We start from the raw sequence: 25,766 nt of genomic DNA, 5'->3' as shown, positions 1-25,766 counted from the left end.
TTAAGTGGTTTACCAAACGTAAGTAGCAACTGCTCCTGCGTTTAGTGTGGTTGTAGTTTGTTTGTCGTTGTATTTTATATTAAAAGTTTCTGCTGAAGCTCCGTCATTTTCTACAATTAAAACTGTTTGTCCTAACGGAGTTATGAAAGAAACATTGTGTAAATTCCCAATGATATTACTACCAATTCTTACTGAACCTTCTGGAACAAATTTAGAAGCATGTCCGATAATGTAATATCCTACTTCTCTTTTGATATTCTGATTTTGATCAATCATCAAAGCACCTTTACAAGTTGAACATCCTCCTGGCGTGAAAGGTTTGTAAAACTCATCATTTGCTAATCCCCAAGAAAGCGCATTTTTACTCCAGTTACGCATTGAGCCAATTACTACATTTTTAACACTCCATTTCAAGTCGGTTTCGAAATTAGTTCCGCTTCCGGTATACTGTTCTGTAAAATACAAATCCTTATTTGGAAATTCATTATGAACAGTTGATAAAGCACTAATGTCTCCTTCATACAAGTGAAAAGCTGATCCTGCTACAAACGGATTTGCTTTTGGATCTCTTAAAATCGTCAAAGGATATTCTGGTTTATTACAGTTGTGGTCGTAAACAATAATTTTGGTTTTGATTCCTGCTTTCGCGAAAGCGGGACCCAAATTATTCCCAACAAAATCTGCTTGCTGCTCTGCCAACATTAACAAACTTGGATTGTTTCCTGGGTGTAAAGGCTCATTTTGAGGCGTAATCGCATCAATTACAATTCCGTGCGATTTCATTGCCTGAATATATTTCACAAAATATTCTGCATAAACCTGATAGTATTTTGGCTGTAAACTACCGCCTTTTGAACTTCCGTTATCTTTCATCCAAACTGGAGGCGACCACGGAGAACCCATTATTTTGATTTTAGGATTTATAGCTAAAATCTCTTTCAAAACCGGAATCACATCGTCTAAATCTGGACCAAGATTAAAGTGTTCCAATTTTAAGTCGGTTTGACCTTCTGGCATATCATCATACGAAAAAACTTTTTCATTCAAATCTGATGCTCCAATACTTATTCTTAAATAACTTAAACCAATGGCATCTTCTTTTCTAGAAAACAATTCCTGAAGCAAAGCTTCTCTTTTTGATTTGTCTAGTTTTTTAATTGCTTGCGCACTTCCTCCTGTTAATGAAAATCCGAAACCTTCAATAGTTTGGAATTTCTCTGAAGGATTTACTTCAATGGTTTGATTTGGATTTGTTTCTGAAGTGAAAACTAACTCAGGTTGTTTTTTAAGTTTTGAAGTTTCATCTGTTGTGGTAATCCAAGAAGAAACTTTTCCAGTATTTTTTACAGTATTTGTTGAAGATCCACAGTTGAACTGCATTGCAATTAATGGCAGCAAAACTAGGATTTGAAGTTTTTTGTTGATGTTTTTCATTTTTAATCTATTTCTATTAAGACAGGCAAATGATCTGACGGATATTTTAAATCTTTGGAATCACTTAACACTGCGTGTTTTTGAACTTTTAGACCACTATTTTTTGAAATAAAAATGTAGTCTAATAATAATGTTACGGGTTCATTGTGTTTGAAATCGTTGAAAGTTCCTGAAGGACCGAAAGGCTTTTCTATTGAAACATCTTTGGTATCATCCATCACTTTTTTGATTTCTCCAATTTGCGTTGTGTTTGGTTCAGAATTGAAATCACCCATTAAAAAAGCGGGATAATTTTTTGTGTTTAATTCCTTTATTTTAGAAAGAGCAAGCTGTACGCCTTTTACTCTAGCTTCTTCGCCCATGTGATCTAAATGCAAATTGAAAACCCAAAATACTTTTTTAGTTTTTAGATCTTTAAAAAGTCCGTATGTACAAACTCTGTTGCAAGCTGCATCCCAACCTCTTGAAACGACATTTGGAGTTTCAGACAACCAGAAAGTATTAGATTGTTCGACCTTAAAACGATCTTTTTTATAGTAAATCGTACACGCTTCACCTAAACCTCCTTCTTCTCTTCCAACTCCGAATTTGTTATAATTTGGCAAAGCCGATGCAATATCTAACACTTGGTTTGGCGTTGCTTCCTGAACTCCGAAAACATCTGGACTGTAAAAACCAATTTGAGATGTAAAATAATCTTTTCGGTTCGGCCACGCATTTTCTCCATCTGAAGCAACATCCAAACGGATATTATATGTCATAATTTTTAAGTTCTGACCATAAAATGAGTTCACGCTTAAAAGCAGGATTACTGCAAAAACAAGTTTGTTTATCTTTTTCATGTTAAAAAATTTTAATCTTGTAAAGCTAGTGTTTACGAGGCTTTAAAGAAAAAAATCTGTTTAAAAATTATGTTAATTATATACTCTGACATAATCAATTTCGTAGGTTGCTCTTTGAAAGTTTGGATCGACAGCTCCTCCAAAATTTCCTCCCATTGCAAAGTTTATAATCACAAAGAATTTGGCATTAAATGGAGTTGTGCTCGAGTTTTTATAAGTGTAAAATAAATTATCGTCTACAAAAAATTTGATGTTTTCTGCGTCCCATTCTGCAGCATAAATATGAAACTCGGTTGTCGAATTTGGAGCCGTTGTTGTTTTGGTATCTGGCGTGTTTCCTGAGCGTCCTGGAGAATGCAAGGACGAATGGATTACATTAGGATTATTCCCAACCGATTCTAAAATATCTATTTCTCCGCATAACGGCCATCCTGCCGTATCTATATTATCTCCAAGCAACCAGAAAGCTGGCCAAGTACCGCCGCCAGCTGGTAATTTTGCGCGAATCTCTGCTCTTCCGTATTTAAAAGAAAACTTCCCTTTGGTTAGCATTCTTGTAGAAGTGTATTGGCTTCCTTGGTAATTTTCTTTGATTGCCGTAATTTTCAAAAGACCTCCTTCTATTTTTACATTTTCAGGGCGGTTTGTGTAATATTGTAATTCGTTATTTCCAAAACCGTTTCCGTTTCCTAAATCATAACCCCATTTATTAGAATCGGGAGCTCCGTCTGTATTAAATTCGTCTGACCAGATTAATTTTCTGGCTACGAAAATATTTACTGTTGCAGAAGTATTGGTATATTTTATTCCGTTAAATGCTGTAACATCAATCGTATAGGTTTTTGTTCCTGGCTGCGTAAATTCGTATGTAAAACTACTACTTGTAAACTCTTTTGTTTCGTTGTTTACCACTACCTTATATGACTTTGCATTAGGAGCATCAATTTTTAAATTAATTTTTCCGCTTCCGTCTCCATTTGGCATTTCGGCGGTTTTGCCCACTACATCAACTTCTACAGAAATTTTATCGGGAGCTACAACGACAGGGGTATCTGTCGTATCGTTGTTACTGCTGCAAGATTGGAATACAAACAACAGAATTAAAGTAAGAACTCCAGCTCTATTTGCGAGATTAATCATTTTCATCTTTTTATTATTTAAATGGTTTAGTTAATAAATTGAATATCAAGATAAATATTATTTCTTCTACTTTTTGTTTTTGTTCATAACAAAAAGTTTTAGATCAAAACGAGTTTTAAATTTTATGCGTTTATTTCCAAGTATAAGTTCCGACAGATCCTCCTTCAAGTGAAGTGGTTACCCATTTTCCATTGAATTTAATATTGAAAGTTTCTGTTGCAGATCCATCATTTTCAACAATTAATACTTTAGAACCTGAAGGCGTAATAAAGGCAACATTTTGCAAGCTACCACCAGAATTGCTCTCGATTCTAGTAGATCCCATTGGAACAAATTTTGAAGCATGAGCAATAATATAATACGCCACATTACGCTGAAAACTATCGGCTGAAGTTATCGTGATAGCTCCTTTACACATTGTACAACCACCATCAGTGTGCGGACCAAAATTTGCATTATTTGCCATATTCCATTCTAAAGCATTTTTACTGTAATTTCTCATTGATCCGATAATTACATTACGAAGATGCCATTTTAAATCGCCATCAAAACTACCTTCAGAAGAAGTCCATTGTTCTGTAAAATATACGTTTTTGGTCGGATAAGAATTGTACACATTGGTTAGCGCACTAATATCTCCTGCATATAAATGAAAAGCCGATCCGTCTACAAAAGGAAAGGCATCTGCATCTGCCAAAATTGCTTTTGGATAATTTGGATTATCGCAATTGTGATCGTAGGCAATAATTTTTACGTTTAGATTTGCGGCTTTAAATGCAGGCCCTAAGCTCTTTTTAATAAAATTCCCCTGATCAGTGGCAGACATATACATACTTGGATTATTCCCGTCATGCAAAGGTTCGTTTTGAGGAGTTACAGCATCGATTGTAATTCCTTCTGCTTTCATCTGCTGAATGTATTTTACAAAATATTTAGCGTAAACATCATAGTATTCTGTTTTCAGTTTTCCGCCTTTAAAACTTGCTACATCTTTCATCCAAATAGGCGCAGACCAAGGCGTTGCTAAGATTAATATTTTAGGATTAATTGCCACAATTTCTTTCAGCATGGCAATTAGATTTTTGTCTTTTTCTAAACTAAATTTCTCTAGATTTAAATCTGTTTCTCCAGCTGCAAGATCGTCGTAAGTAAATGGTGTTGCATTTAAATCTGAAGCTCCGATACTGATTCTGATATAACTCACTCCAATTGAGTTTTCTCCATTTCCGAATAATTCTTGCAAAAGAGCCGTTCTTTTAGCCGCATTTAATTGGTTTATAACATCTACGCTTCCTCCTGTCAAAGTATATCCGAAACCATCGATAGTCTGGTATTTTTGAGCAGCATTCACTTCAATATTAGCATACCCATTTGCTGTTGTACTAAATCCTAATGTTCCTGATTGTTTTGCCAATAAAACACTTTGATTACCTTTTGTAAGCCAAAAATCAACATCGTTTGTTACCACTACTGGCGGGTTTACAACTGGTGGATCTACTGGCGGATTTTCTACCGGATCGCTTGAAGAAGAGCATTTTACTTGAGCCATTACAGCTGCCATAAAGAAAAACGCTTTTATGGTGTTCTTTAGATTAAATTTCATATTTCGTGGTTATTTAGTTAGCTGACAATTAATATACAATTGTCTGTATAGCGTGTGCCGGAATTGTAATTGTTGTTTTTTCTTTTTGATTTTCTAAAGAATAAACAATCTCTTTTTCAGATTGATTCATTACGATTGTAATCAATTGTCCGTCAGAATTTTTAAAAGAAGTGCTTAACAACGATTTGTCGTTTACGGTTTCAAGTACTCTTTTTGCATTTGGTCTAATGAATTTTGAGAAATGTCCAATATAATAATACATTGGGGTATAGATTAATTCATCTTTTGTGGTATCGGCATGGATTGGCGCAAAACAGAAATTGCCAACATGATTTGGGCCTCCATTTTGGTCTAAAAGAATATTCCAATCTGTCCAACCTACAGTGCCATTATTAAAATCATGAATCATATTGATTCCGTAACGTTCTGCATTTCCCCAAAATTGATATTTTGTGGCATCAAATTTCTCAATACATCCTTCGGTAAAAAGGAGATTTTTATTTGGAAATGCTTCATGAACTTTCGCTACCGATTCAAATTGAGGCGGGCCTCCATTCCAAGTTTCATACCAGTGAAATCCAATTCCCCAAGCATACTTAGAAACTTCTGGGTCTGAGAAAACAAGATTGGCTCTTTTTTCCAACATATCTCCCCTATTATGATCCCAAATAATAACGTTTTTACAACCCAACCCTTCTTTTTCTAAAGTTGGCCCAAGATGGTTTTTAAGAAAATCTCTTTCTGCTTCTGGAGTGTAAATGCAAGATTCCCAGCTTTGTTTAGCCATTGGTTCGTTCTGAACTGTTAAACCCCAGATTGGGATTCCTTCTTTTTCGTATTCTTTTATAAACTTAGCATAATACAATGCCCAAGCAGGAGCAAATTCTGGCAACAAAACGCCGCCGTGCAAAATATCATTATTGTCTTTCATGAATGCTGGGGGACTCCATGGGCTAACAAATAAGGTTAGTTTTCCGCCGGCTGTTTCAATTGCTTTTTTAATTAATGGAATTCTATATTTGCGATCGTGGTTTATATTAAAAGTCTTTAGTTCTTTGTCTCCTTCAGAAACATAAGTATAGCTGTCACTGCTGAAATCGCAGCTGTGAATGTTTGTTCTTGCCAAAGTATAACCAATACCTTTGTTTTTATCGTAATAGGCAGTTAAGAATTCCTGCTGTTTTTTGGTTGATAATTTTGCGAAAACTTCTGCACTTGCATCTGTAATTGCGCCCCCGATTCCGAGGAAGGTCTGGTCTGTTTTTTCAGTATTTACTCGAATAGATACTGTTGGTGTTTTTTGTTGTGTAGTGTTGTTTTTTGAAATTAAATCATTTGATAAAGTCAATTTCAAATTGGTGTTTTCGGCAGTAGTATAAACCTTTATTTTGCTGTTTTTTTGAGCTGTTATTTTTGAGCTAAAACCGCTTAATTGTATTAAGACAAAGGCTGATAAAAATATTTGAGATGTAACTTTCATGTTGCTTAAATAATCGTTCTAAAATTAAAAGCAAGAGAAGACTAAGATGGATGATTCAAATTAGTCCTCTTCATTACTTTACTACAAAATATTAATAAACAAGTGTTTGTATAGCGTGTGGCGGAATTTTTATTTCTGCCTTTTTATCTCCAATAATCAAATTGTAGGTAAGGTCGTTTGCCGATTGGTTCATGACAATTGTTGCCATTGTTCCGTCAGCATTTAAAAAAGAGGTGCTTAATAAAGCACTTTTGCTTACTGCAGTACTTACTCTAACTGCATCTAAACGGATGAATTTTGAAAAGTGTCCGATATAATAATAAGATGGTGTGTAGATTAATTCTCCTGTTGTAGTATCTGCATGGATTGGTGCAAAACAGAAATTTCCAACATGATTAGGTCCTCCAAACTGGTCTAAAAGAATATTCCAGTCTGTCCAAGCTACTGTTCCGTTATTAAAATCATTTATCATATTGATTCCGTAACGTTCTGCATTACCCCAAAATTGATATTTAGATGCATCAAACTTTTCAATACATCCTTCAGTAAACATCAGTTTTTTATCTGGATAAGCTTCATTTACTTTCCCTACATTATCAAACATCGGCGCACCGCCCGACCAAGTTTCGTACCAGTGAAATCCCATTCCCCAAACATATTTTGACGCTTCTGGATCTGAGTAAATTACGTTTGCACGATAGTTCATTAAATCGCGGTTATGATCCCAAACGATTATTTTTTTATTGCCAAGGTTCTCTTTTTTCAAAGTTGGTCCAAGGTAATTTTTGATAAAGTCTCTTTCAGCTTCAGCTGTGTAAATACAAGATTCCCAAGTCTGCACCGCCATTGGCTCATTTTGTGTAGAAGTTCCCCAAATTGGAATACCTTCTTTTTCGTAGGCTTTAATAAACTTTACATAGAAATTTGCCCAAGTCTGGTAGTATTCTGGAAGTAAAGTTCCGCCTTTCAATACATTCTTATTGCTTTTCATAAAAGCATTTGGCGACCAAGGCGCAACATATGTTGTCAATTTTCCACCCGCTTTCTGAATGGCTTGTTTGATTAAGGGAATACGATATTGTCTATCATGATCAATAGAAAAAGTCTTTAAATCTTTATCTCCTTCTTCGATATAAGAATAACTTCCACTGCTAAAATCAGAACTTTGAATTGTTGTTCTTAGCAAAGAATAGCCAATACCTTTTTGCTGATCGTAGTAGGCATTTAAAAATTCTGCTTGTTTTTCTTTTGAAAGTTTAGCAAATATTTCGGCGCTAGCATCTGTAATAGCCCCTCCGATTCCCATAAAAGTCTGAAACTTTTTAGATGGCTGTACAAAAACAGAAGTTTCTATTTCTAAAGGCTGTTTTGCGGCAGAAAAAGTCAAATTGTCTGTGGTTGTTAATCGCAACTTAGAGTTCTCTGCGGTAGTATAAACGGTTATCTTTTTGCCGCTGGTTGTAAACTCTTTTTTTGTCTTTGGCTGTTGTGCAAATGCTGCAGCAGAAAACAAAAGGCATAAAATTTTTAGGCTATTTTTTTTCATTCGCTTCCAATTATTGTGTGTTATTAAATTGAAGTTTAGAAGAAATCAAAAATCGAGTTCTACCCTTTGAAGGATTTAAAAAATAGCCCATACTCATAATGATTATGGGCTATTTACAACCAAACTTAAACTTAAACTTAACTTAAACTTTTTATTTTCCTCTGAACTCAATTTTTGTAACTGTAATTCCGTCTTTAGTGAAAGTATTACCTCCAGAACGAATCAATAAGTAGATTTTTCCGCTTTCATTGAATTTTACAACATTTGAAACTGTACCTGTTACATCGTTTTTCACACATCCAATTGCGGATAATTTTCCTGAAAATTTCTCTTTTGCGCAACCATCCCAAGTACTTAGACCCATTACTTTATTGTCTTTATATTCTACTCCAGGTTGAGGCAATGATTTACCAGCGTAAACTTCAAACCAAGTTTCATCGGAACCACTTGGGCAAGACACTGTCATATCTATAGTATATTCTCTATCTTTTACAACTTCGATTGCTTGGTAGATACCTTCTTGAGCCCATCCTCCAGGCGAATGAATTGTAGCACTGTTATTAGCAAAAGACCAAAAAGCAGCACCAGATGGGCTTAATTGTACGCTAGTCCATTTCGCTTGATCTGCGGCTGTAGCAAAAGTTCCTCCTTGCACTAAGTTTCCTTTTGCAGGATCTGTTTGTGCTACTATAATCTGCTGAGAAGAAGTTGCCATTGCTGCTCCAGCTCCAATAGCTGTATGCGTAACTGTATACGTTCCTGCATCAGGTAAAGAAATCACTTGATTCATTTTTCCTGGACTAGCACCGTCACCAGTATCCCATTTTGAAGAAATAACTCCTTTAGGCTGTGCCGTTAAAAGGTAAGTATTCATAGCACCTGCAACTGGTGTTATTGTAAACGAAGCATCAACATTTGTAGCTACAAGAGGATTCTCATTAACTTCTTCGCTGCAACTGTTTAGTGTTCCTAATGCTAAAGCTAGCATTAGGTATACACTTTTTCTAAAATATATATTTAGGTTCATTTTTTTTGTTTTGGTTAATTAGTAAATACTATTGGTAATTAGGATTTTGTTTCAATTTAGTACCGTTAAGTTCTGTGTATGGAATTGGGAAAATCTCATCTGTTCCAGCATCAAAACCTCTATCAGATAAGGCTGCCGCCGCATCTCCCCATCTTACTAAATCGAAGAATCTATGTCCTTCACCTGCTAACTCCATTCTTCTTTCATGTTTGATCGCTGCTAATGTTACAGGAACTGGATCTAGTCCAACTCTTTTTCTAACTGCGTCAAGTAAAGCTTGTGCTCTTGGTCCAGACCCTAATGCTTCTGCTTCCATTAAGTAAGTGTCTGCAAGTCTGATTACATAAGAGTTTTGTTTGTAGTTCAACTCTGAGTTACCTCCACCAGTACTAACATCTGACTGTCTTGGAAGATATTTGTTTAAGAAAAATCCAGTATCTTGGTAAGCTGGAATGTAATCTGCTTTACCTGCTGCTTTTAATGCTTTTAAGTCAAGAATTGTAGCATCCTTACGTGGATCGCCTTGCATTGCATCATATAATTTTTGAGTTGCAACGTTGAAAGCCCATCCTGCAGGAAGATCTGGTGCATCTGAGCCTTTTGGTCTAGAGTATCCCCTTGGTCCAACCATGATGTTTAAAGAGTTTCCTTCGTCTTTACCTTGTCCCCAGAAAGTCCAATCAGAGTTACCAGCACTACTGTGGGAAACTTCGATTAATGATTCTTGATTAAATTTGTTTGATGTTACCCATAAATCGCTAAACTTTTCTAATAATTTATTACCGTATTGGTTCACAGCTCCTGGCGTACCGTTTACTTCTGCCAAAATTTCCGCTGCTTGAGGTTTTTTACCTTCAAACAATAACACTTTTCCTAAAAGCGCCTGAGCTGCCCCTTTATTAAATCTTCCTGATTCAGTATCTGCCGCCACAGTATTTGGTAAATCTGCAATAGCTTCTGTTAAATCTTTTTCGATTTGAGCATAAATTACTTCTGGTGCAACTTGTTCAGGATTATAGATCGTTTCTGTAGTTAACGGTTCTAAAACTAAAGCAAGGTTTTTGAACATTCTTACTAAATTAAAATAGTAAAACGCACGTAATGTCTTAGCCTCTGCAGCAAATCTCTTTCTAACTCCATCATTCATATTAGCTGCTGGCAATTTGAATAACAAAAGATTTGCTCTAGAAATACCTTGGTAATGATCGTTCCAGTAACTTGCTGGAATAGTAATTGAAGAAAGCGAGTGTGTAGAGAAATTTTGAATTCCAGTTCCATCTGTAGAACTACCTCCACCAGCATAAAAATCATCAGAACCAGCATTTAGCATTGCTACTAGGTTTTCGAAACCACCTGTATTTTTTCTCAATGGATCGTAAACCCCGACTAAAGCAGCATAACATTGCTGCTCATTAGAAAAATAAGTGCTTGTATCAAATTTTCCTTCAGGATTAGTGGTCACGAAATCTTCAGAACAAGATCCTAGAACTGCCAGTGCCACAGCTATATAAATATATTTAAATTTTATCGTTTTCATGATTCTTTAATTTTTTAAAATTGAACGTTAGCTCCAAATAGAATAGATCTTGCTTGCGGATAAACTCCTTTATCTATACCAAAAACTTGGCCTCCAATTTCTGGATCAAATCCAGTATATTTTGTAAAAGTGATTAAGTTCTCTCCTGTTAGGTAAAAACGTAATTTATCTGCTCCAATTTTAGATGATAAACTAGCTGGCATTGTATATCCAAGAGTTACCACTTTTAAACGTAAGTAGTTTCCATCTTCCAAGTAAAAATCAGACATGTTTGTGTAGTTTTTATTTGGGTCATTATTGGTCAATCTTGGATAATCGTTTGAAGTTCCCTCTCCAACCCAACGTTCTAAAGCTTTAGTTTGGTAGTTTGCATTCAATACATCTAATCTTCTTAAACCTTGGAAAATTTTGCTTCCCGCAGCTCCTTGAGTAAATGCCATAAAATCGAAGTTTTTATAGTCTAAGTTTACTGTGAAACCAAAAGTATACTTAGGAATATTTGTTCCTAAGAATTGTTTATCATCCTCAGTAATAGCTCCATCACCATTTGTATCTACCCAACGGAAATCTCCAGGTCTAGCATTTGGCTGAATTAAAGCTCCATTTGCATTTTTGTAAGCTGCAACTTCAGCTTCATTTTGGAAAATTCCAGCTGTTTTAAAACCATAGAATTCGTTAAATGAGTGTCCAACTTGTGTTCTAGTTACAGGTCCCATAGATTGGAAACTAGCATCTCCAACAATGAAATTTGTAGATGATCCTACATAAGTAATTTCGTTTTTCAAGTAAGCAAAGTTGGCATTAACTCCTAAATTAAAGTCTCCAAGTCTTTTCTTGTAACCTAATTCAACCTCCAAACCGCTATTGTCCATATCTGCAATGTTAGCAGAAGGTGCATCAGTTGCTCCAACGTATCCAGGAATTACAACGTTTCTTAAGATTCCTTTTGTTGATTTTTTGAAATAATCAAGTGTAAGAGAAAAATCATTGAATAATTTTGCGTCAAGACCTACAGTAGTTTGAGATGTTTCTTCCCATCCTAAGTTTGCATTTGGCAAAGTAGAGTTTCCGTATCCAGTTGTAATACTTCCCGAATTTCCAATAGCGTAATTGTAACCTCCTACAACCGTAGCTCTATATTTAAATTCTTCAATATTATCATTACCTACCACTCCGTAACCTCCACGGAATTTCAAAGTGTTTACCACATTGTTTTCTTTCCAGAAACCTTCTTTAGAAACTACCCATCCTAAAGAGAATGAAGGGAAAACTCCAAATTTATTGTTTTCACCAAAACGAGTTGATCCATCACGACGAACAATACCAGTAAAAAGATATTTCTCCATGTAATCGTAGTTGGCACGCAAGAACAATGAAGCTAATTTGTGCTCTACTTTATCGCTTGTTCTTGTTGTTCTATCAGCCTGAGGAATATCAAAATTCCAAGAAGCATCTTTGTAGCTTGTAATTGGAAGACCAAACATTGTTGTTCCGATAGTACTACCAATATTTTCTACATAAGCACCTTGCCCAGCTAAAACACTTACATTATGATCTCCAAATTTGTTAGCATAAGACAATGTATTTTCCAAAGTCCAAGAAAGTGCTTTTTCATTATTTTGGCTGTAGTTATTTCTATCCGCTTTCATGTTTGGGTTTAAGAAGTTAACCGGAGTAAACATTTCATTCCCCCAGTACGCTAACTTACCGCCAAGTGTTGTTCTAAATTTTAAATGACTTGTGATGTTAGCCTCTAAATAAGCATTACCAACAAAATCGTCTGACCAGTCAAATCCTCCTAATCTAGTTTGAGTATAAGCTAGAGGATTTGTCATCTCTTGTTGTACTAGAGAAGAAATTCCGTAAGGATTTCCATTTGCATCTCTAACAACATTTGGGTTTGTGTAATAACCTGTGTTTGCAACAGCAGGATCAGTAACTACAAGCGGAGTAAGAGGATCTAAGTTAATTGCAGAGCTTAGAGGCCCACCAAATTCGTTATTTACGTTACCAATTCCTTTTGTTTTTTGGTGTGTATATCCAAAAGTCTGTCCGAAAGTAAAATAATTAGAAATTTTGTGTGTTGAGTTTAATCGGAAGTTCTTCTTTGTATAGTTAGAAATATCTGTTACAACAATACCTTGCTGATCTTGAATTCCAAAAGAAGCATAGAAAGTAGATTTTTCGCCACCACCGCTAATGCTTAATTCATGCGTGTATCTGAAAGCAGAATCGTTAAAAATGGCATCTTGCCAATCTGTACCTTTACCGAAAGCAGCTGGATTTGCATACTTAATAGCACCACCATCATTCAAAGATTTTTCATTCATAAGAGTTGCATACTGAGTCGCATTCAACATATCTAATTTTTTGGCTGGAGCAGAAATACCTGCAAAACCATTATAGTTTACAGAAATTTTTCCTGATTTTCCTTTTTTAGTAGTAACCAAAATAACCCCAGTTGCAGCACGAGTACCATAGATAGCAGCAGAAGCCGCATCTTTAAGTACCTCAATAGACTCAATGTCAGACTGATTGATAAAACCAATCGCGCCAGCATCCACAGCAATTCCGTCAACTACCCATAAAGGATCATTTCCCCCTTCTCTAAAGGTAGTGATACCTCTTACACGAACTTTAGACGCTGCACCCGGACTTCCAGAAGTAGCTGCAACAGAAACCCCTGCTACTCTACCTTGTAAAGATTGTTCAACTCGTCCGTTTGGCACTTTTTCAAGATCAGCTGCTTTTACACTAGAGATTGCTCCAGTTACAACAGATTTCTTTTGAGTACCATATCCAACAACAACAACTTCATTTAAAGATTGTGATTCTGGTTTTAATTGAATAGTAATTTTTGTTCTTCCGTTTACCGCTTCTGTTACTGTAGAGTAACCAATAAACGTAATTGTTAATGATCCGTTTGAAGGTACCTGCATCTGGAATTTTCCGTCAAAGTCTGACGCAGTAGATTTAGTAGTACCTTTTAATAAAATTGTTGCACCTGGAACAGGCATACCAGTTTCATCTTTAATTATTCCATTTACTGTGACATCCTGAGCCACAGCTATAACCGAGAATAACAAAGATGAAATACAAAAAACAAGTAATTTTGTTAATTTCATTTTTCTAAAAATTTTGGTTAATTAATTAGTAATTTGATGCAATACTAAAACTAAATTTTTACTTTTCACATCTAAAAGTCATTACAAAAACACATCAAAAACAAAAAAATAATATTATAAAAACACATCAAAAAAACTATAATTATTTAATTATTAGCATTTTAAAAAAACAAAAAATAGTACTAAAGAAAAGTTAATATTAAAAAATAACACTACATCAACTTTTTGCTACAATAGTTTATTAAAAATCATTAAAACTATAACGTGATAGTACCTACTATTACGTTGTAAATAGCTATTAAACAAACAATTAGAGGAATAAAGCTTTCATATTTACTAAAACCAAAAAAACAGAGAATATCATTTTTTTACCCTACTTTTTTTACATTATCAATAATTATTTTTATTATAAGAAAAAACTTATTTTGTAAAATTTTACAGGAAATTACTTTCTTTTAAAAAGATTTATGGATCAAAATAATGCGAAATAGCAGCTTAAAAAATGGAAAAAACATCATTTTTAGCGCAAATGAGAAGAAGGTTGGTTTTTTTCATTGGAATTTAATCTCGCAATTGTACTTTCTTTTAAAGCGCTTTTAAGAGTCATTGTAATTTTATTTTAAAAGAAAAAGAAAATAAGAAAAGAATCTTAAAAAAAGCCTTAGAAAGCTTCAAAACACCATTGTACATTTCCTATACTTCCTTAAATGAAAATAAAAAAGAGTTTTGTTGGGATATGGTCAGCAGACTAGATATAAAAGGCCTTTTGAGGCGTTACAGAGCATATCGCTTACAATCACATTCACTTAACTTCTAGAAAGTAATAAGCAAAAAAAATAGCCCATAATCGAAATTATGGGCTAACCAGGCAATAAACTTAACTTAAACTAACCATAGTTTAAATCGTAAATACACTTCTTTCTTAGAATGAAGCATAAAAGGTTTGAAATTCGAAAAAGGAATCTTTTAGTCTTCCTTTTTCGAAATAACTAACACAAAATATTTTATTCAGGTCTATAAACAAATGTCCAACCAGTTCCAGCATCTTTTAAACTTCTTGGCACATATAGCACCAATTTATCTTCTGTAAGTGTAACAACATTATACTCATTGGCAGTGTTTCCAGCTTCATATCCTAAAATCTTTGAATTCGTAATAAATAGCTTTTTATTAGCAATATCCAAAACAAAGCTTCCTTTTTCAGCTGCTGCAGAAGCTGTTTGATAATGATTATAATTCGCAGCCCCATTTAAGTCAAAATGCATTTTACCAGCAACGTCTAGAGGAGGACAACAATCTCCCGCATTCCACCATGCAGTCATGGCTGAATCAGGATTATCTGGCGGAGACATAAACCAATAAGCTTCACCTGTACCTGCAGCACCATCAAAAACCCAAGTTTTACCTACCGCAGTGTTAGTACTAACTAAATCATACCAATCTTGATCTAATGGTGTATCAAGTTTGTCGACTTGTACATCTATCGTTTTTGTAAAAAATTCTCCTCCTAATGTTCCTATGAATGTAAAAGTAGACTTACCCGGAATTGGATAAACAACAGTTACTTCATTTGTAAGCGCTTTTCCTAAATTATAGTCCCAATACCCCGTAACACCAGGCGTATCCATACTTAAAGTAATTTTATTTCCGCCAGGAGGGGTTTGCACACTTTTTAATTGAACACCAGCAACGTCTGTAGAATTCTGTAAATGCTGTTCATCTACAATTGGGTCACATGCCGAAAAGACCAGCATAAACGCAGCAATTAGTAAATATTTTATATTATGAATTTTCATCTTTCTAATTATTAATAGTTATTAAATATTACCAACCCGGATTTTGATTGTAAACTCCATTCAATAGTCTGATTTCAGTTTCAGGAATCGGAACCAACCCTTTAGTTTCGGTTCTGTATTTTACACTATAATTAGCATCAACACCAGAATTTCTAACTTGAGTTACGTCATTAAAAGCAGTTTCAACATCTCCCCAACGAACCAAGTCAAACCAGTGCAAACCTTCAAAAGCCAATTCATGCAAGCGTTCTGTTTTAATATTTTCAAGAGAATAGGCAACTGGTCCGAGATGTGCTCTTCCTCTTACCGCATTCATACCGTCAGCTGTTTTAGTAATTTCAGAGTGCATTAATAATACATCTGCAAAACGCATAAAAATAAAGTCTTGAGCGTGCATCAACTGCATATCTGTAATTGACCAAGCATACATTTGAACAAACATACCAACATATGATCCTTTACCATTGTCGTGCTGTAATGAAACATATTTTTTATTAAAATACCCTGTTTCATGGTCCCCTTTATCTGCAGCATAGCCATCTGTTCCTTGATCCGCTTTACCCACTTCAAGTATAGAACCTCTTTTTCTTGGGTCGGCATCATCCCAGCCACTATACAATCTCGGATTTACCGTACACCATCCCCAGCCTTCTCCGAAAGGCGCCAATGAGTTACCACGCAATGAATTAAATAGAGCAAGTCTATTAGTATAGCTCTGACCATTTGTCCAATCCCAGTTACCAAAAGAATATCTTTGTACAAACATAGTCTCTAAATTTCCTGTGCCAAATGTTGGTGTAACGCCATCTTGGCCTACCCATGACAAACCTTCTGCAGCAGCCCAAGGCAATACGCTATCGCTTTTTGCACTTTTATTCACATAAGAATACGGCCAAAGGTTTCTGAAATCAGATGCTAACTTATGACCACTATTATTGATACAATCATCTAAATAAGAGGCAACTTGCGTTCCTGTTAAAGAACCGCCGCCTACAAGAGGTAAATCTGCGGTTGCTTTCTTTTCGATATTGCTCATGTATCCAGTATAAAACAAAAATACACGTCCTAAATAAGCTTCGGCAACCCATTTATTAGCATGTCCATATCTAGAAGTTGGAATGCTTGTAAATGGTGTAGAAGGCAACGTTTCAATGGCTAATTTTAAGTCAGATGTAATTTGTGCAAAGGTCTCCTCATAAGTTGCTCTCGGCACCAATCTATCAGCATCATATGTTACAATCAATGGAACTCCCCCAAAGAATTTAGCTAATCTGAAGTAAAAGAAAGCTCTCATAAATAAAGCTTCACCAAGCGCTTGCTTTTTAAAATCCTCTGCTTCTTGTGGTGTATTAAAATGTTTAGAAAAATCTGCCGTCGGCACTTTTTCTATAATGGCATTTGCTCTAGAAATTCCATTGTACGATTGTTTCCACATGTCGCGATAAGTATCTTCAGCCGGGTCTTCAAAATTATCTACCCACTTTGCAGATTTATCATCAGGACCTCCTCCACCAAACATCATATTATCCATTAAATTGGCAGCAACTTGTTCTTCGCTATGAACATTTGGTGTATAAATGGCATTATAAACACCTGCCATGGCTTCGTTTATATCAGTAGGGCTCTTATAAAAACTATTTAAACTCTTTTCTGAAAGGTTCTCGGTATCCAGATAATCATCACAGCTCGATACTGCAAAAATTGCTGAAATTGCTATTATATATCTTAGTTTTTTCATTGTCAATGTTTTAATATTAAAAATCTGCACTTAATCCAAACATTACTGTTCTCGATTGTGGATATAGACCTAGATCTACCCCAGAAGCCCATGAATAGTTTGTATTATCTCCTCCCCAGCGAACCTCTGGATCCATACCATCATATTTAGTAAATGTGTACAAGTTATTTACTGCAACATAAAATTTAAGATTCGAGATAAATTTAAAATCTTTCAGTATTTCATTAAAGTTATAACCTACAGTTAAATTATTAATTCTCAAATAATCAGCATTGTGCATGTATATATCAGAAACATAATTTGTATTTCTGTTTGATACGGAACTTAAACGAGGCATTTTGTTCGAAGTTCCTTCTCCGTGCCAACGATCAAAAACATCTGAAGTATAATTTTGTTTTGGACTATCAGCAAATGATCTGTAAGATTGCATTACCTGCATTCCGTATTTCCCTGCCATTGTAGTGTTTAAATACACATTTTTATATTCGAAGTTTAACTGAATACCTAATTGGAAATCAGGATTTGGATCTCCTAACATTGTTTTATCCTTTTCGTCTATAACACCATCGTTATTTAGATCAACAAAACGAACATCACCAGGACGCTGATCATTAAAATACGGCTGACCTGTAGGACCTACATAAGCTTCAACCTCTTGTTGGTTTTGTAAAATTCCTGCTGTTTTAAAGCCATAGAAAGAACCAATCGCATAGCCTACTTGAGCTCTTGAAATCTCTGAGGTTCCTTGAGATAGTACGTGCGATAAACCGTTAATGATACCATTACCGTTTGCAATTCTTGTAACTCTATTTTTATTGAAAGCTCCACTTACAGTAGCACCATATTTAAAGCCACCTATTTTATCTTTCCAAGTAACAGAAAGCTCATAACCCGTATTTTCAATATCTCCCCCATTAATATAAGGATCATCAGCACCAGCAGTTCCAGGGTATTGCGCTTTAACCAACCAGTCTTTTGTTGTTTTCTTGTACCAGTCAAATGTTACTCCCAATCTTGAATCGAAAAAACTTGAATCAAATCCGAAATCTAACTGTTCTGACGTTTCCCAGCTAACATCTGGATTTGGCACTGTTGAAGGATATGCAGTCTGTCCAGAAACTGGTTTTGTGTCTCCAAAGAAGTACCCAGGGAAAGCATATTTAATACTAGAGGAGTAATAAAAAGCATAATCAGTATATTGATTACCGTTTTGTCCCCAGCTTGCTCTTAACTTCAAGAAATTAAGATATTTTGAAGTGCTGGCCATAAAATCTTCTTTTGTAACCACCCATCCTGCAGATACAGAAGGGAAATTACCATATTTGTTTCCATCACCAAAGTTGGAAGATCCGTCACGACGTATAACTGCAGAAAGAAGATATTTCTCTTTATAATCGTATTGTGCACGTGCAAAATAAGACATAATAGCCCCGCCACCTGCTGCTTTGTCAAAACCTGTTGTGTTGATATCTGCAACAGTTCCTGGACTCTTAGTGTTGTCTAAATAAGCATACTTTGGATCATTAGGAAACAATAAACCGTTTCTTGAACCATATACATTATTTTCAACTATTCTTTGCCATAGCTCGGTACCAATTACTGCGTTAATATTATGATTACCAATTTGTTTTTGATACGCAACTGTATTAGTCCATGTTGAGTTAGCGCCAAAATACTGAGATTGCGTAGCGCCATCAATAGCATCATTGTAAAGTACTCCCAAATGATAGGTTGGGTTCATTGTTCTATTGTATCCAAACCATGAATCGATTCCGTAAACTGATTTAAATCTCAAGTTAGAAATAGGCTCAATCTCTACAAATACGTTCCCAATAATTTTATGATCTTTTGGATAATTATAATTACTTCTGTAATACATTATCGCTAAAGGGTTGGTTTGATTTGTATTTAACCCATCCAATGTAGGAGTAAATCCGTATTCGTTGATATTTCTATCAATCGCTGTCTGCCAGTAAGCAGGTTGTAACGGGTTTTGTGTAAGAGCATTATGCAAGTCGTTTCCATAAATGTTTCCATTTGAAACATCTCTCTTTTGAATATTGGTATACGTTAAATTCTCTCCAATAGTGATAATATTATGGCTTTCATTTTTTTTCAAAACCATTTGGGTATTCATCCTTGCGGTTAATCTTTTAAATCCAGCATCTACTATATTTCCACCTAGTATACCGTCTTGATCAAAATAAGAAACTCCAAATGAATACGTAATATCTTCAGTTCCTCCAGTAATATTAATCGAATGATTTACTACAGGAGCATCTTTTTTAGACATTTCATTGATCCAGTTCGTTCCTGTCCAACCATTTTGCAGTTTATTCCAGATCTCTTCACCAAGCTGTGTTCCAGCTCCAGGATAATTTCTCTCTAACCAATCGTTGGTAGTCAACATTGTTTTCCAGTCATTTGGAGCAAGACCATCATTTACTCTTCCTTCATCCATGATATACATGTATTCTTGCGCATTTAAAGGATCCAGATTTTTGTAGATGTTCTGAATTCCAAAATAAGTGTCATAAGAAATTTTAGCTGGTCTTCCTTTACGTCCTTTCACTGTAGTTACCAAAACAACCCCATTTGCCGCTCTAGAACCATAGATTGCAGCAGAAGCCGCGTCTTTAAGAACATCTATAGATTCAATATCTGAAGGGCTTAGATAATCAATATCTCCAACAGCAACTCCATCTACGATATACAACGGATTTGAAGACCCAATGGTACCAATACCACGAATAACAACTTTTGTACCCGCTCCTGGCGCACCACTATTTCTTGTAATGCTAATACCTGGCGCAATACCTTGAAGAGCCTCCATTGCCGATCCTGTATTCAATTCTTTTAGTGTTTCTCCTTTTAAGTTAGTAGAAGCACCCGTAATCAAAGCTTTCTTTTGCGTACCGTACCCGATAACCACAACTTCATTTAAACTTTGAGATACTGCTTTAAGAACAATAGTAAGCTTGGTTTTTCCTCCTATTGCTTCATTTACAGTTTCAAAACCAACGAAACTAATACTCAAAGTTCCGTTAGAGGGAGCACTAATCTGAAACTTCCCATCAAAGTCAGATGCAGTTGCTTTATTGGTTCCCTTTACTAAAACCGTCGCACCTGGGACGGGTAATCCACTTTCGTCATTAATGATTCCATTTATTGTCACATCCTGAGCTAATGCGACAACAGAAAACAGTAAAGACGAAATACAAAAAATAAATAATTTTGTCAATTTCATTTTTCTAAAAATTTTGGTTAATTAATTAGTAATTTAATGCAATGATAATGTTAAATTTGAATAAACTCTTATTAAAAATCTTTACAAAAACACTTCAAACTAAATATTAACACACTACAAAAACACAACATTTATCTTTTAAACAATTGATTTAATGAATTTTAACTTTTAAAAAAAATTGTTATAAAAATGTTAATTAAAAAAAACGTATATTACATCAGCAGAAGAGTAACTATTACGTTATAATTTATAAAAAATTCAAAAAACAAGATTTATCACGATTGATAAATCAACAATTTAAAATCAATATAAAGCATTTATAATAAAAATACATTTAAAATTTTATGAAATCCACAGTTAGAATTTTTACATTATTTTTGGCATTATTCTTACAAATCAAAGGTCTTTCGCAAGTAAAAAATATTGGAATTCCAGATATAAAAAATTATAAAAGATCAGAATATAAAGGTGGAACTCAAAACTGGAGTATTGATCAGGATAAAAATGGAAATATTTATTTTGCAAATAACAGTGGCTTAATTCAATTTGACGGTTCCAACTGGCATAAATACTCTTTACCGAACAAATCTGAAATCAGAAGTTTAAAAATTGATGCTTTAGGACGAATATTTGTTGGAGGAAATAACGAATTTGGTTATTTCAAAAACGACGAGAAAGGAATTTTAAAATATCATTCTCTTTATAATCTCTTGAGCCCAATAGACAAAGAAAACATCAACTTAATATGGAGAATTCACATCTTTAATGGAGAAGTTATCTTTCAATCTTTCAGCAAAGTTTTTTTTCTGAAAAATGAAAAAGTCACAACACTTACAGCCCCTCATAAATTCCAATTTTCATTTTTAGTAAACAATCGACTTTATTTTCAAGATAAAACATTAGGTGTCCTTGAATATAAAAACAGAAAGCTTACTGCAATAAAAGGCACTACCGTATTTAATGACAAAGAAATATGGTCACTTTTCCCGTTGTCTAACAATAAATTACTATACGCTACTTTAGAGAAAGGACTTTTTGTATCCGAAAATGGCATTATTAAACCTTGGGCAACAGAAGCGAATGAATTTATAAAGAAAAACACTTCGCTTGGTGGATCTATCATTAAAAATAAATTTATAATCCTTAATTCAGTATTAGATGGAGCCATTATCTGCGATCTAAACGGAAAAATAATCCAGCATTTAAACCGCCAAAAAGGAATTCAGAACAATACAATTCTAGCTTCATTTGTTGACAATAAAAGCAATATCTGGCTCGGACTAGATAATGGTATCACTTTTATAAATGAAAATTCTCCTTTCTCCTATTTTGATTACAGTTATAATATAGGTACTGTATACGCCTCTACGATGTATAACGGGAATCTTTATGTCGCAACTAACCAGGGATTATTTTATCATTCTTGGGGAGGTTCTTTTAAAGACAGTCCATTTACAAGAGTTGAAGGAACAATTTCGCAAGTTTGGAACATCCAGGTTTTAAACAATGTATTAATATGCGCCAGTAATAGTGGAGCACTAATCATTGAGAATAACAGGGTTTCAAAGATATTGGATAATAAAGGATATTTTGGCTTCAAAAAAATACCCGATCATGAAAACTACATAATAGGCGAAAGTTACAATGGCTTTTCAGTCTTTAAACGATCAGCTACTGGGTACGATTATTTACATCAGGTAAAAGGATTTGATGAAACGACCAATAATTTTTCTGTAGAAATTGATGCGAATTATCTTTGGCTAAAGAAAAACCCTTTCTTATATCAGGTAAAATTATCTGAAGATTTACAACGCTTTGATTTCATAAAAAAGCACGTCAACATATCAGAAAAATATAAAGGAATAAACAGTCTACAAAATATAAATGGCAAAGTCTATTTTCAAGTAAAAAATCATTTTTTCAGATATTCTGTTGAGCAAGAAGCTTTTTTTGAAGATAAAAAAATAACAAACCTATTCAACGGAATTCCTACTATTAATACCTTAATTGAAGATTCTGCTGGAAACCTTTGGTATGCCTTTAACGAATCTCTCGGTGTATTAGTCAAAAACAAGAACGGAACTTTTACGAAAAAACAAGCTATTTTTTCAAATTTAACTGGGAATTTGGTTAACAATTACATCTCTGTTAACGCAATAGATCCGCAGAATATTTTTATAGGATTAACGGATCGTTTGGCGCATTATAACTCAACCATTCCAAACACTTTTATGACAAAACCAAAAGCTTTTATTGAAAGCTTTACTAATCCTGGAGATACTATTCTAACCGGTAATTTGGCTAATAAACTAGAATCCTATAGCATACCATATAAATACAATCGTGTCAAATTTACTTTTGCGTCACCAACATATGAAAATCAGGATAACGTAATGTACTCCTATAAATTAGAACCTTTTGAAGAAAACTGGCGCGGATGGTCATCGACAGCAATTAAAGAATATACCAATCTGAGAGAAGGCAATTATGTAATGAAACTAAAAGCCAGAAATAGTTATGGTATAGAATCTAATATCACAGAAGTAGAATTTACAGTATCTCCGCCATGGTACAGGCACTTTTTGGCTTACTTATTTTATCTGGTGCTTATTTTGCTTGGCGCGTATTTAATCTCAGTTAGAATTAAACTGAAGATTAGAAAAAACAGGTATTATGAAACCATTGAACAAAGAAGACTATATCTTGAAAAGGAGTCTAAAATTAGACATGAGCAACATGACTTGGAAAAAGAAATTGAAAAGCTGAAAAACGATAAGCTTCAAATCAAAATCTTAGCAAAAGATAAAGAACTAGTAAACAACTCTTTACAGGTTGTAAAAAAGAACAAAGTTTTAAACGGAATCATTCATAAACTGAAAGATATTGACACTGGGATTTTGGACGAAAACACCAAATCTGAGTTTAGCAAATTACATAAAAGCATTGTAAAAGAAGTAAATACAGACAAGAGTTGGAAAGACCTAGAAAAGCACATTAAAAACGTTCATTTTGAGTTTTTAAAGCGATTAAAAGGACAATATCCAACCATTTCTCCAAGAGAATTAGATTTATCTACTTACTTATTAATGAATATGTCTACCAAAGAAATTGCCGAAATTATGAACATTTCTACAGGTGGAGTCGAATTAGCTCGTTATCGTTTAAGAAAAAAACTAGGTCTAAACAAAAAAGAAAACTTAATCGGATTTTTGATGAGTATTTAAAAAACAAAAGCCATTCAAAACTGAATGGCTTTTGTTTTTTAATTATTCTTTTTGTACAGGCCTTATAATAAGTTCCCCTTTCATTACGGTTACAGCAACAGGTTCATCAATTAAAAATCCAGCCTCTTTAAGCCAATTACCACACAAACGTATTTGCGGTACAATTACTGGCTCTGTTTTGTACACGCCAATAGAACGCGAAAGCCTATAAAATGCATAAGCTTTCATTCGCCTAATTGATAATACTTTTGAAGTTTTTTTGATTTTAGAGCCTGTAATCTTTACTTCTTTACTGCTTGTTTTTCTGCGTAAGTCATTTCAGAAATTTTTTAGCTGGCCAAAAAAAATACGGTTTCAGCCTTTCCCGTTGACTTACACCTTTTAAGAGCAGTGGGCGCATTAACGCACCACACGGGGATACCAAAACCGCGTATTATTAGAGTAGACAAAATCTACTTTACTTTGACGAAATACTCGCCCTATATAAATGTAAGTCGAAGCAAATGTAGCTAAAAGCTTTTTATTTTTGTAAGAAAAAAGATGAAAAATAATTTTCAAAAGCTATACAGGCAATAAACTAGTAATTTTCAAATTTAAACAAAATGAGCCCGATAAAATATCGAACTCATTATTATAAAACTTAACTAAATATTTGCCAAAACTTTTGGGCTTAAACTAAATTTAGTTGGTCTTCCTTTTTAAATATAATCTAATGTTCTCTCTAAGGCCATACCTCGTGAACCTTTTATCAATATCATATTAGACTCAAAGCTGAAGGTCTTTAAAAATTCGGCAAAAGCATCGAATGTTTCAAAAAATTGAATATTTTCACTCGAAATCTTATTAGCAAAAAAGGCTTTTCCTATTAGAAAACATAAAGCCTGTTTTTGATCTGCTAAAGAATCAATTATTATTTTATGCTCCTGAAGGCTCTCCTCTCCCAATTCGAACATATCTCCAAGAATCATAATCTTATTCTTCTTGTCCAATTGCAAGAAATTGGTAATCGCCACCGCCATACTACTCGGATTAGCATTGTAAGCATCTAAAATGATTTCATTTGAGCCTTTTTGCATCATTTGAGATCTATTATTAGCCGGAATATAATTCTCAATAGCGCTCTTAATATCGCTTTCTTTTACTTCAAAATATTTTCCGATTGCTGTAGCCGCATTTATATTGTTGGCGTTGTACAGCCCAATTAAATGAGATTCTATTGAAAAATCATTGTATTCAATAGCAACAAAAGGATTTGCCGTAATATTCTGTATATTCAAGTCTGCCTTTTCTTTTTTTACTCCAAAAGTAAAAGATTTTATACCTGCTGATTTCTCAATCTGAATCGGATCTTCTAAATTTACAAAAACAGTTTTCCCGTTTGCAGAAAGATATTGGTACATTTCACTTTTACCTGCGATTACACCTTCAACTCCGCCAAAACCTTCCAAGTGCGCTTTTCCAAAATTGGTAATATAGCCAAAATCAGGCTGTGCAATCTGACACAAAAATTCAATTTCTTTTTGATGGTTGGCACCCATTTCTACAATTCCAATTTCGGTTTCCTTTGTAAAAGAAAGTAGTGTCAGAGGAACGCCAATATGGTTATTTAAATTCCCAACAGTCGCTTTTGTCTTAAACTTTTTTGACAAAACAACATTGATTAATTCTTTTGTCGTCGTTTTTCCGTTACTACCTGTTAAAGCAACAATTGGGAGCGCTAAATAAGCACGGTGAAACTTTGCCAGCTCCTGAAGCGTCTCCAAACTATTTTTTACCAAAATAGTCCTGTCGTCTATAAAATAAGATTCATTGTCAATAACAACAAATAAAGCTCCTAAATCTAATGCTTCTTTAGCAAATGTATTAGCATCAAAATTCTCTCCTTTAATAGCAAAAAACATCGAATTCTTTTCGATTTTTCTGGTATCGATAGATAGAGAACTACACTGTAAATATAAGTTATGAATGTCTTGAATATTCATTTATAATTTTTTTAATATGTCATAAAAGTAGAAAAAAAACAATAA

15 protein-coding genes are annotated in these 25,766 nt (G+C 34.3%); 1 reads left to right on the top strand and 14 read right to left on the bottom strand.

Translation table 11 applies throughout. The features are described from left to right. Positions 1 to 9 precede the first annotated feature (9 nt). The 12 genes from ACFO3N_RS05705 to ACFO3N_RS05650 all read right to left on the bottom strand — a co-directional run bounded on the left by ACFO3N_RS05705 (position 10) and on the right by ACFO3N_RS05650 (position 20,515). Entirely contained in the window at positions 10 to 1,434 is a 1,425-nt protein-coding gene (locus tag ACFO3N_RS05705) for a glycoside hydrolase family 30 protein (protein ID WP_379795955.1), read from the bottom strand. A 2-nt stretch (positions 1,435 to 1,436) separates the two neighbouring features. After that, positions 1,437 to 2,276, bottom strand: a complete 840-nt coding sequence (locus tag ACFO3N_RS05700; protein ID WP_250834198.1) for an endonuclease/exonuclease/phosphatase family protein — start codon at positions 2,274 to 2,276, stop codon at positions 1,437 to 1,439. 72 nt (positions 2,277 to 2,348) lie between these two features. Then, positions 2,349 to 3,422: a glycoside hydrolase family 16 protein gene (locus ACFO3N_RS05695; RefSeq protein ID WP_379795953.1), complete on the bottom strand. Its 1,074-nt coding sequence runs from the start codon at positions 3,420 to 3,422 to the stop codon at positions 2,349 to 2,351. Between the two features lie 124 nt (positions 3,423 to 3,546). Then, complete coding sequence (locus ACFO3N_RS05690; protein WP_379795951.1) at positions 3,547 to 5,019, bottom strand: glycoside hydrolase family 30 protein; 1,473 nt, start codon at positions 5,017 to 5,019, stop codon at positions 3,547 to 3,549. 28 nt (positions 5,020 to 5,047) lie between these two features. After that, positions 5,048 to 6,499 carry a glycoside hydrolase family 30 protein gene (locus tag ACFO3N_RS05685; protein ID WP_379795949.1) on the bottom strand — a complete coding sequence of 484 codons (1,452 nt, stop codon included), beginning with the start codon at positions 6,497 to 6,499 and terminating at the stop codon, positions 5,048 to 5,050. A 91-nt stretch (positions 6,500 to 6,590) separates the two neighbouring features. Further along, positions 6,591 to 8,045, bottom strand: coding sequence for a glycoside hydrolase family 30 protein (locus tag ACFO3N_RS05680; RefSeq protein WP_379795947.1), 1,455 nt, complete (start codon positions 8,043 to 8,045; stop codon positions 6,591 to 6,593). A gap of 151 nt (positions 8,046 to 8,196) precedes the next feature. After that, complete coding sequence (locus ACFO3N_RS05675) at positions 8,197 to 9,072, bottom strand: hypothetical protein (RefSeq protein ID WP_379795945.1); 876 nt, start codon at positions 9,070 to 9,072, stop codon at positions 8,197 to 8,199. A 28-nt stretch (positions 9,073 to 9,100) separates the two neighbouring features. After that, positions 9,101 to 10,609 (bottom strand): RagB/SusD family nutrient uptake outer membrane protein, encoded by a 1,509-nt coding sequence (locus ACFO3N_RS05670; protein ID WP_379795943.1) that lies wholly within the window; start codon positions 10,607 to 10,609, stop codon positions 9,101 to 9,103. A 14-nt stretch (positions 10,610 to 10,623) separates the two neighbouring features. Further along, entirely contained in the window at positions 10,624 to 13,734 is a 3,111-nt protein-coding gene (locus ACFO3N_RS05665; protein ID WP_379795941.1) for a SusC/RagA family TonB-linked outer membrane protein, read from the bottom strand. 1,004 nt (positions 13,735 to 14,738) lie between these two features. Then, positions 14,739 to 15,530, bottom strand: a complete 792-nt coding sequence (locus tag ACFO3N_RS05660) for a hypothetical protein (protein ID WP_379795939.1) — start codon at positions 15,528 to 15,530, stop codon at positions 14,739 to 14,741. A 28-nt stretch (positions 15,531 to 15,558) separates the two neighbouring features. Continuing rightward, on the bottom strand, positions 15,559 to 17,268 hold the full coding sequence (locus ACFO3N_RS05655) for a RagB/SusD family nutrient uptake outer membrane protein (protein ID WP_379795937.1): 1,710 nt from the start codon (positions 17,266 to 17,268) through the stop codon (positions 15,559 to 15,561). Positions 17,269 to 17,284: 16 nt separating this feature from the next. Further along, on the bottom strand, positions 17,285 to 20,515 hold the full coding sequence (locus ACFO3N_RS05650; RefSeq protein WP_379795935.1) for a SusC/RagA family TonB-linked outer membrane protein: 3,231 nt from the start codon (positions 20,513 to 20,515) through the stop codon (positions 17,285 to 17,287). Positions 20,516 to 20,859: 344 nt separating this feature from the next. Here ACFO3N_RS05650 and ACFO3N_RS05645 point away from each other — a divergent pair, with 344 nt between their 5' ends. Further along, positions 20,860 to 23,739, top strand: coding sequence for a helix-turn-helix and ligand-binding sensor domain-containing protein (locus tag ACFO3N_RS05645; protein ID WP_379795933.1), 2,880 nt, complete (start codon positions 20,860 to 20,862; stop codon positions 23,737 to 23,739). A 42-nt stretch (positions 23,740 to 23,781) separates the two neighbouring features. Here ACFO3N_RS05645 and ACFO3N_RS05640 read toward each other — a convergent pair whose 3' ends face one another. Both ACFO3N_RS05640 and ACFO3N_RS05635 read right to left on the bottom strand, forming a co-directional pair. Continuing rightward, positions 23,782 to 23,967, bottom strand: a complete 186-nt coding sequence (locus ACFO3N_RS05640; protein ID WP_379795931.1) for a SymE family type I addiction module toxin — start codon at positions 23,965 to 23,967, stop codon at positions 23,782 to 23,784. Positions 23,968 to 24,437: 470 nt separating this feature from the next. After that, the gene (locus ACFO3N_RS05635) at positions 24,438 to 25,721 is read right to left on the bottom strand and encodes a UDP-N-acetylmuramoyl-tripeptide--D-alanyl-D-alanine ligase (protein ID WP_379795929.1); all 1,284 of its coding nucleotides are present in this window, start codon (positions 25,719 to 25,721) and stop codon (positions 24,438 to 24,440) included. Positions 25,722 to 25,766: the final 45 nt, after the last annotated feature.

Origin of the sequence: Flavobacterium chungangensis (assembly GCF_042654045.1) — a bacterium.
GTDB classification, from domain to species: Bacteria; Bacteroidota; Bacteroidia; order Flavobacteriales; family Flavobacteriaceae; genus Flavobacterium; species Flavobacterium chungangensis.
The sequence above is the reverse complement of the archived record's forward strand: the minus strand, read 5'-3'. Positions and strand labels throughout refer to the sequence as shown.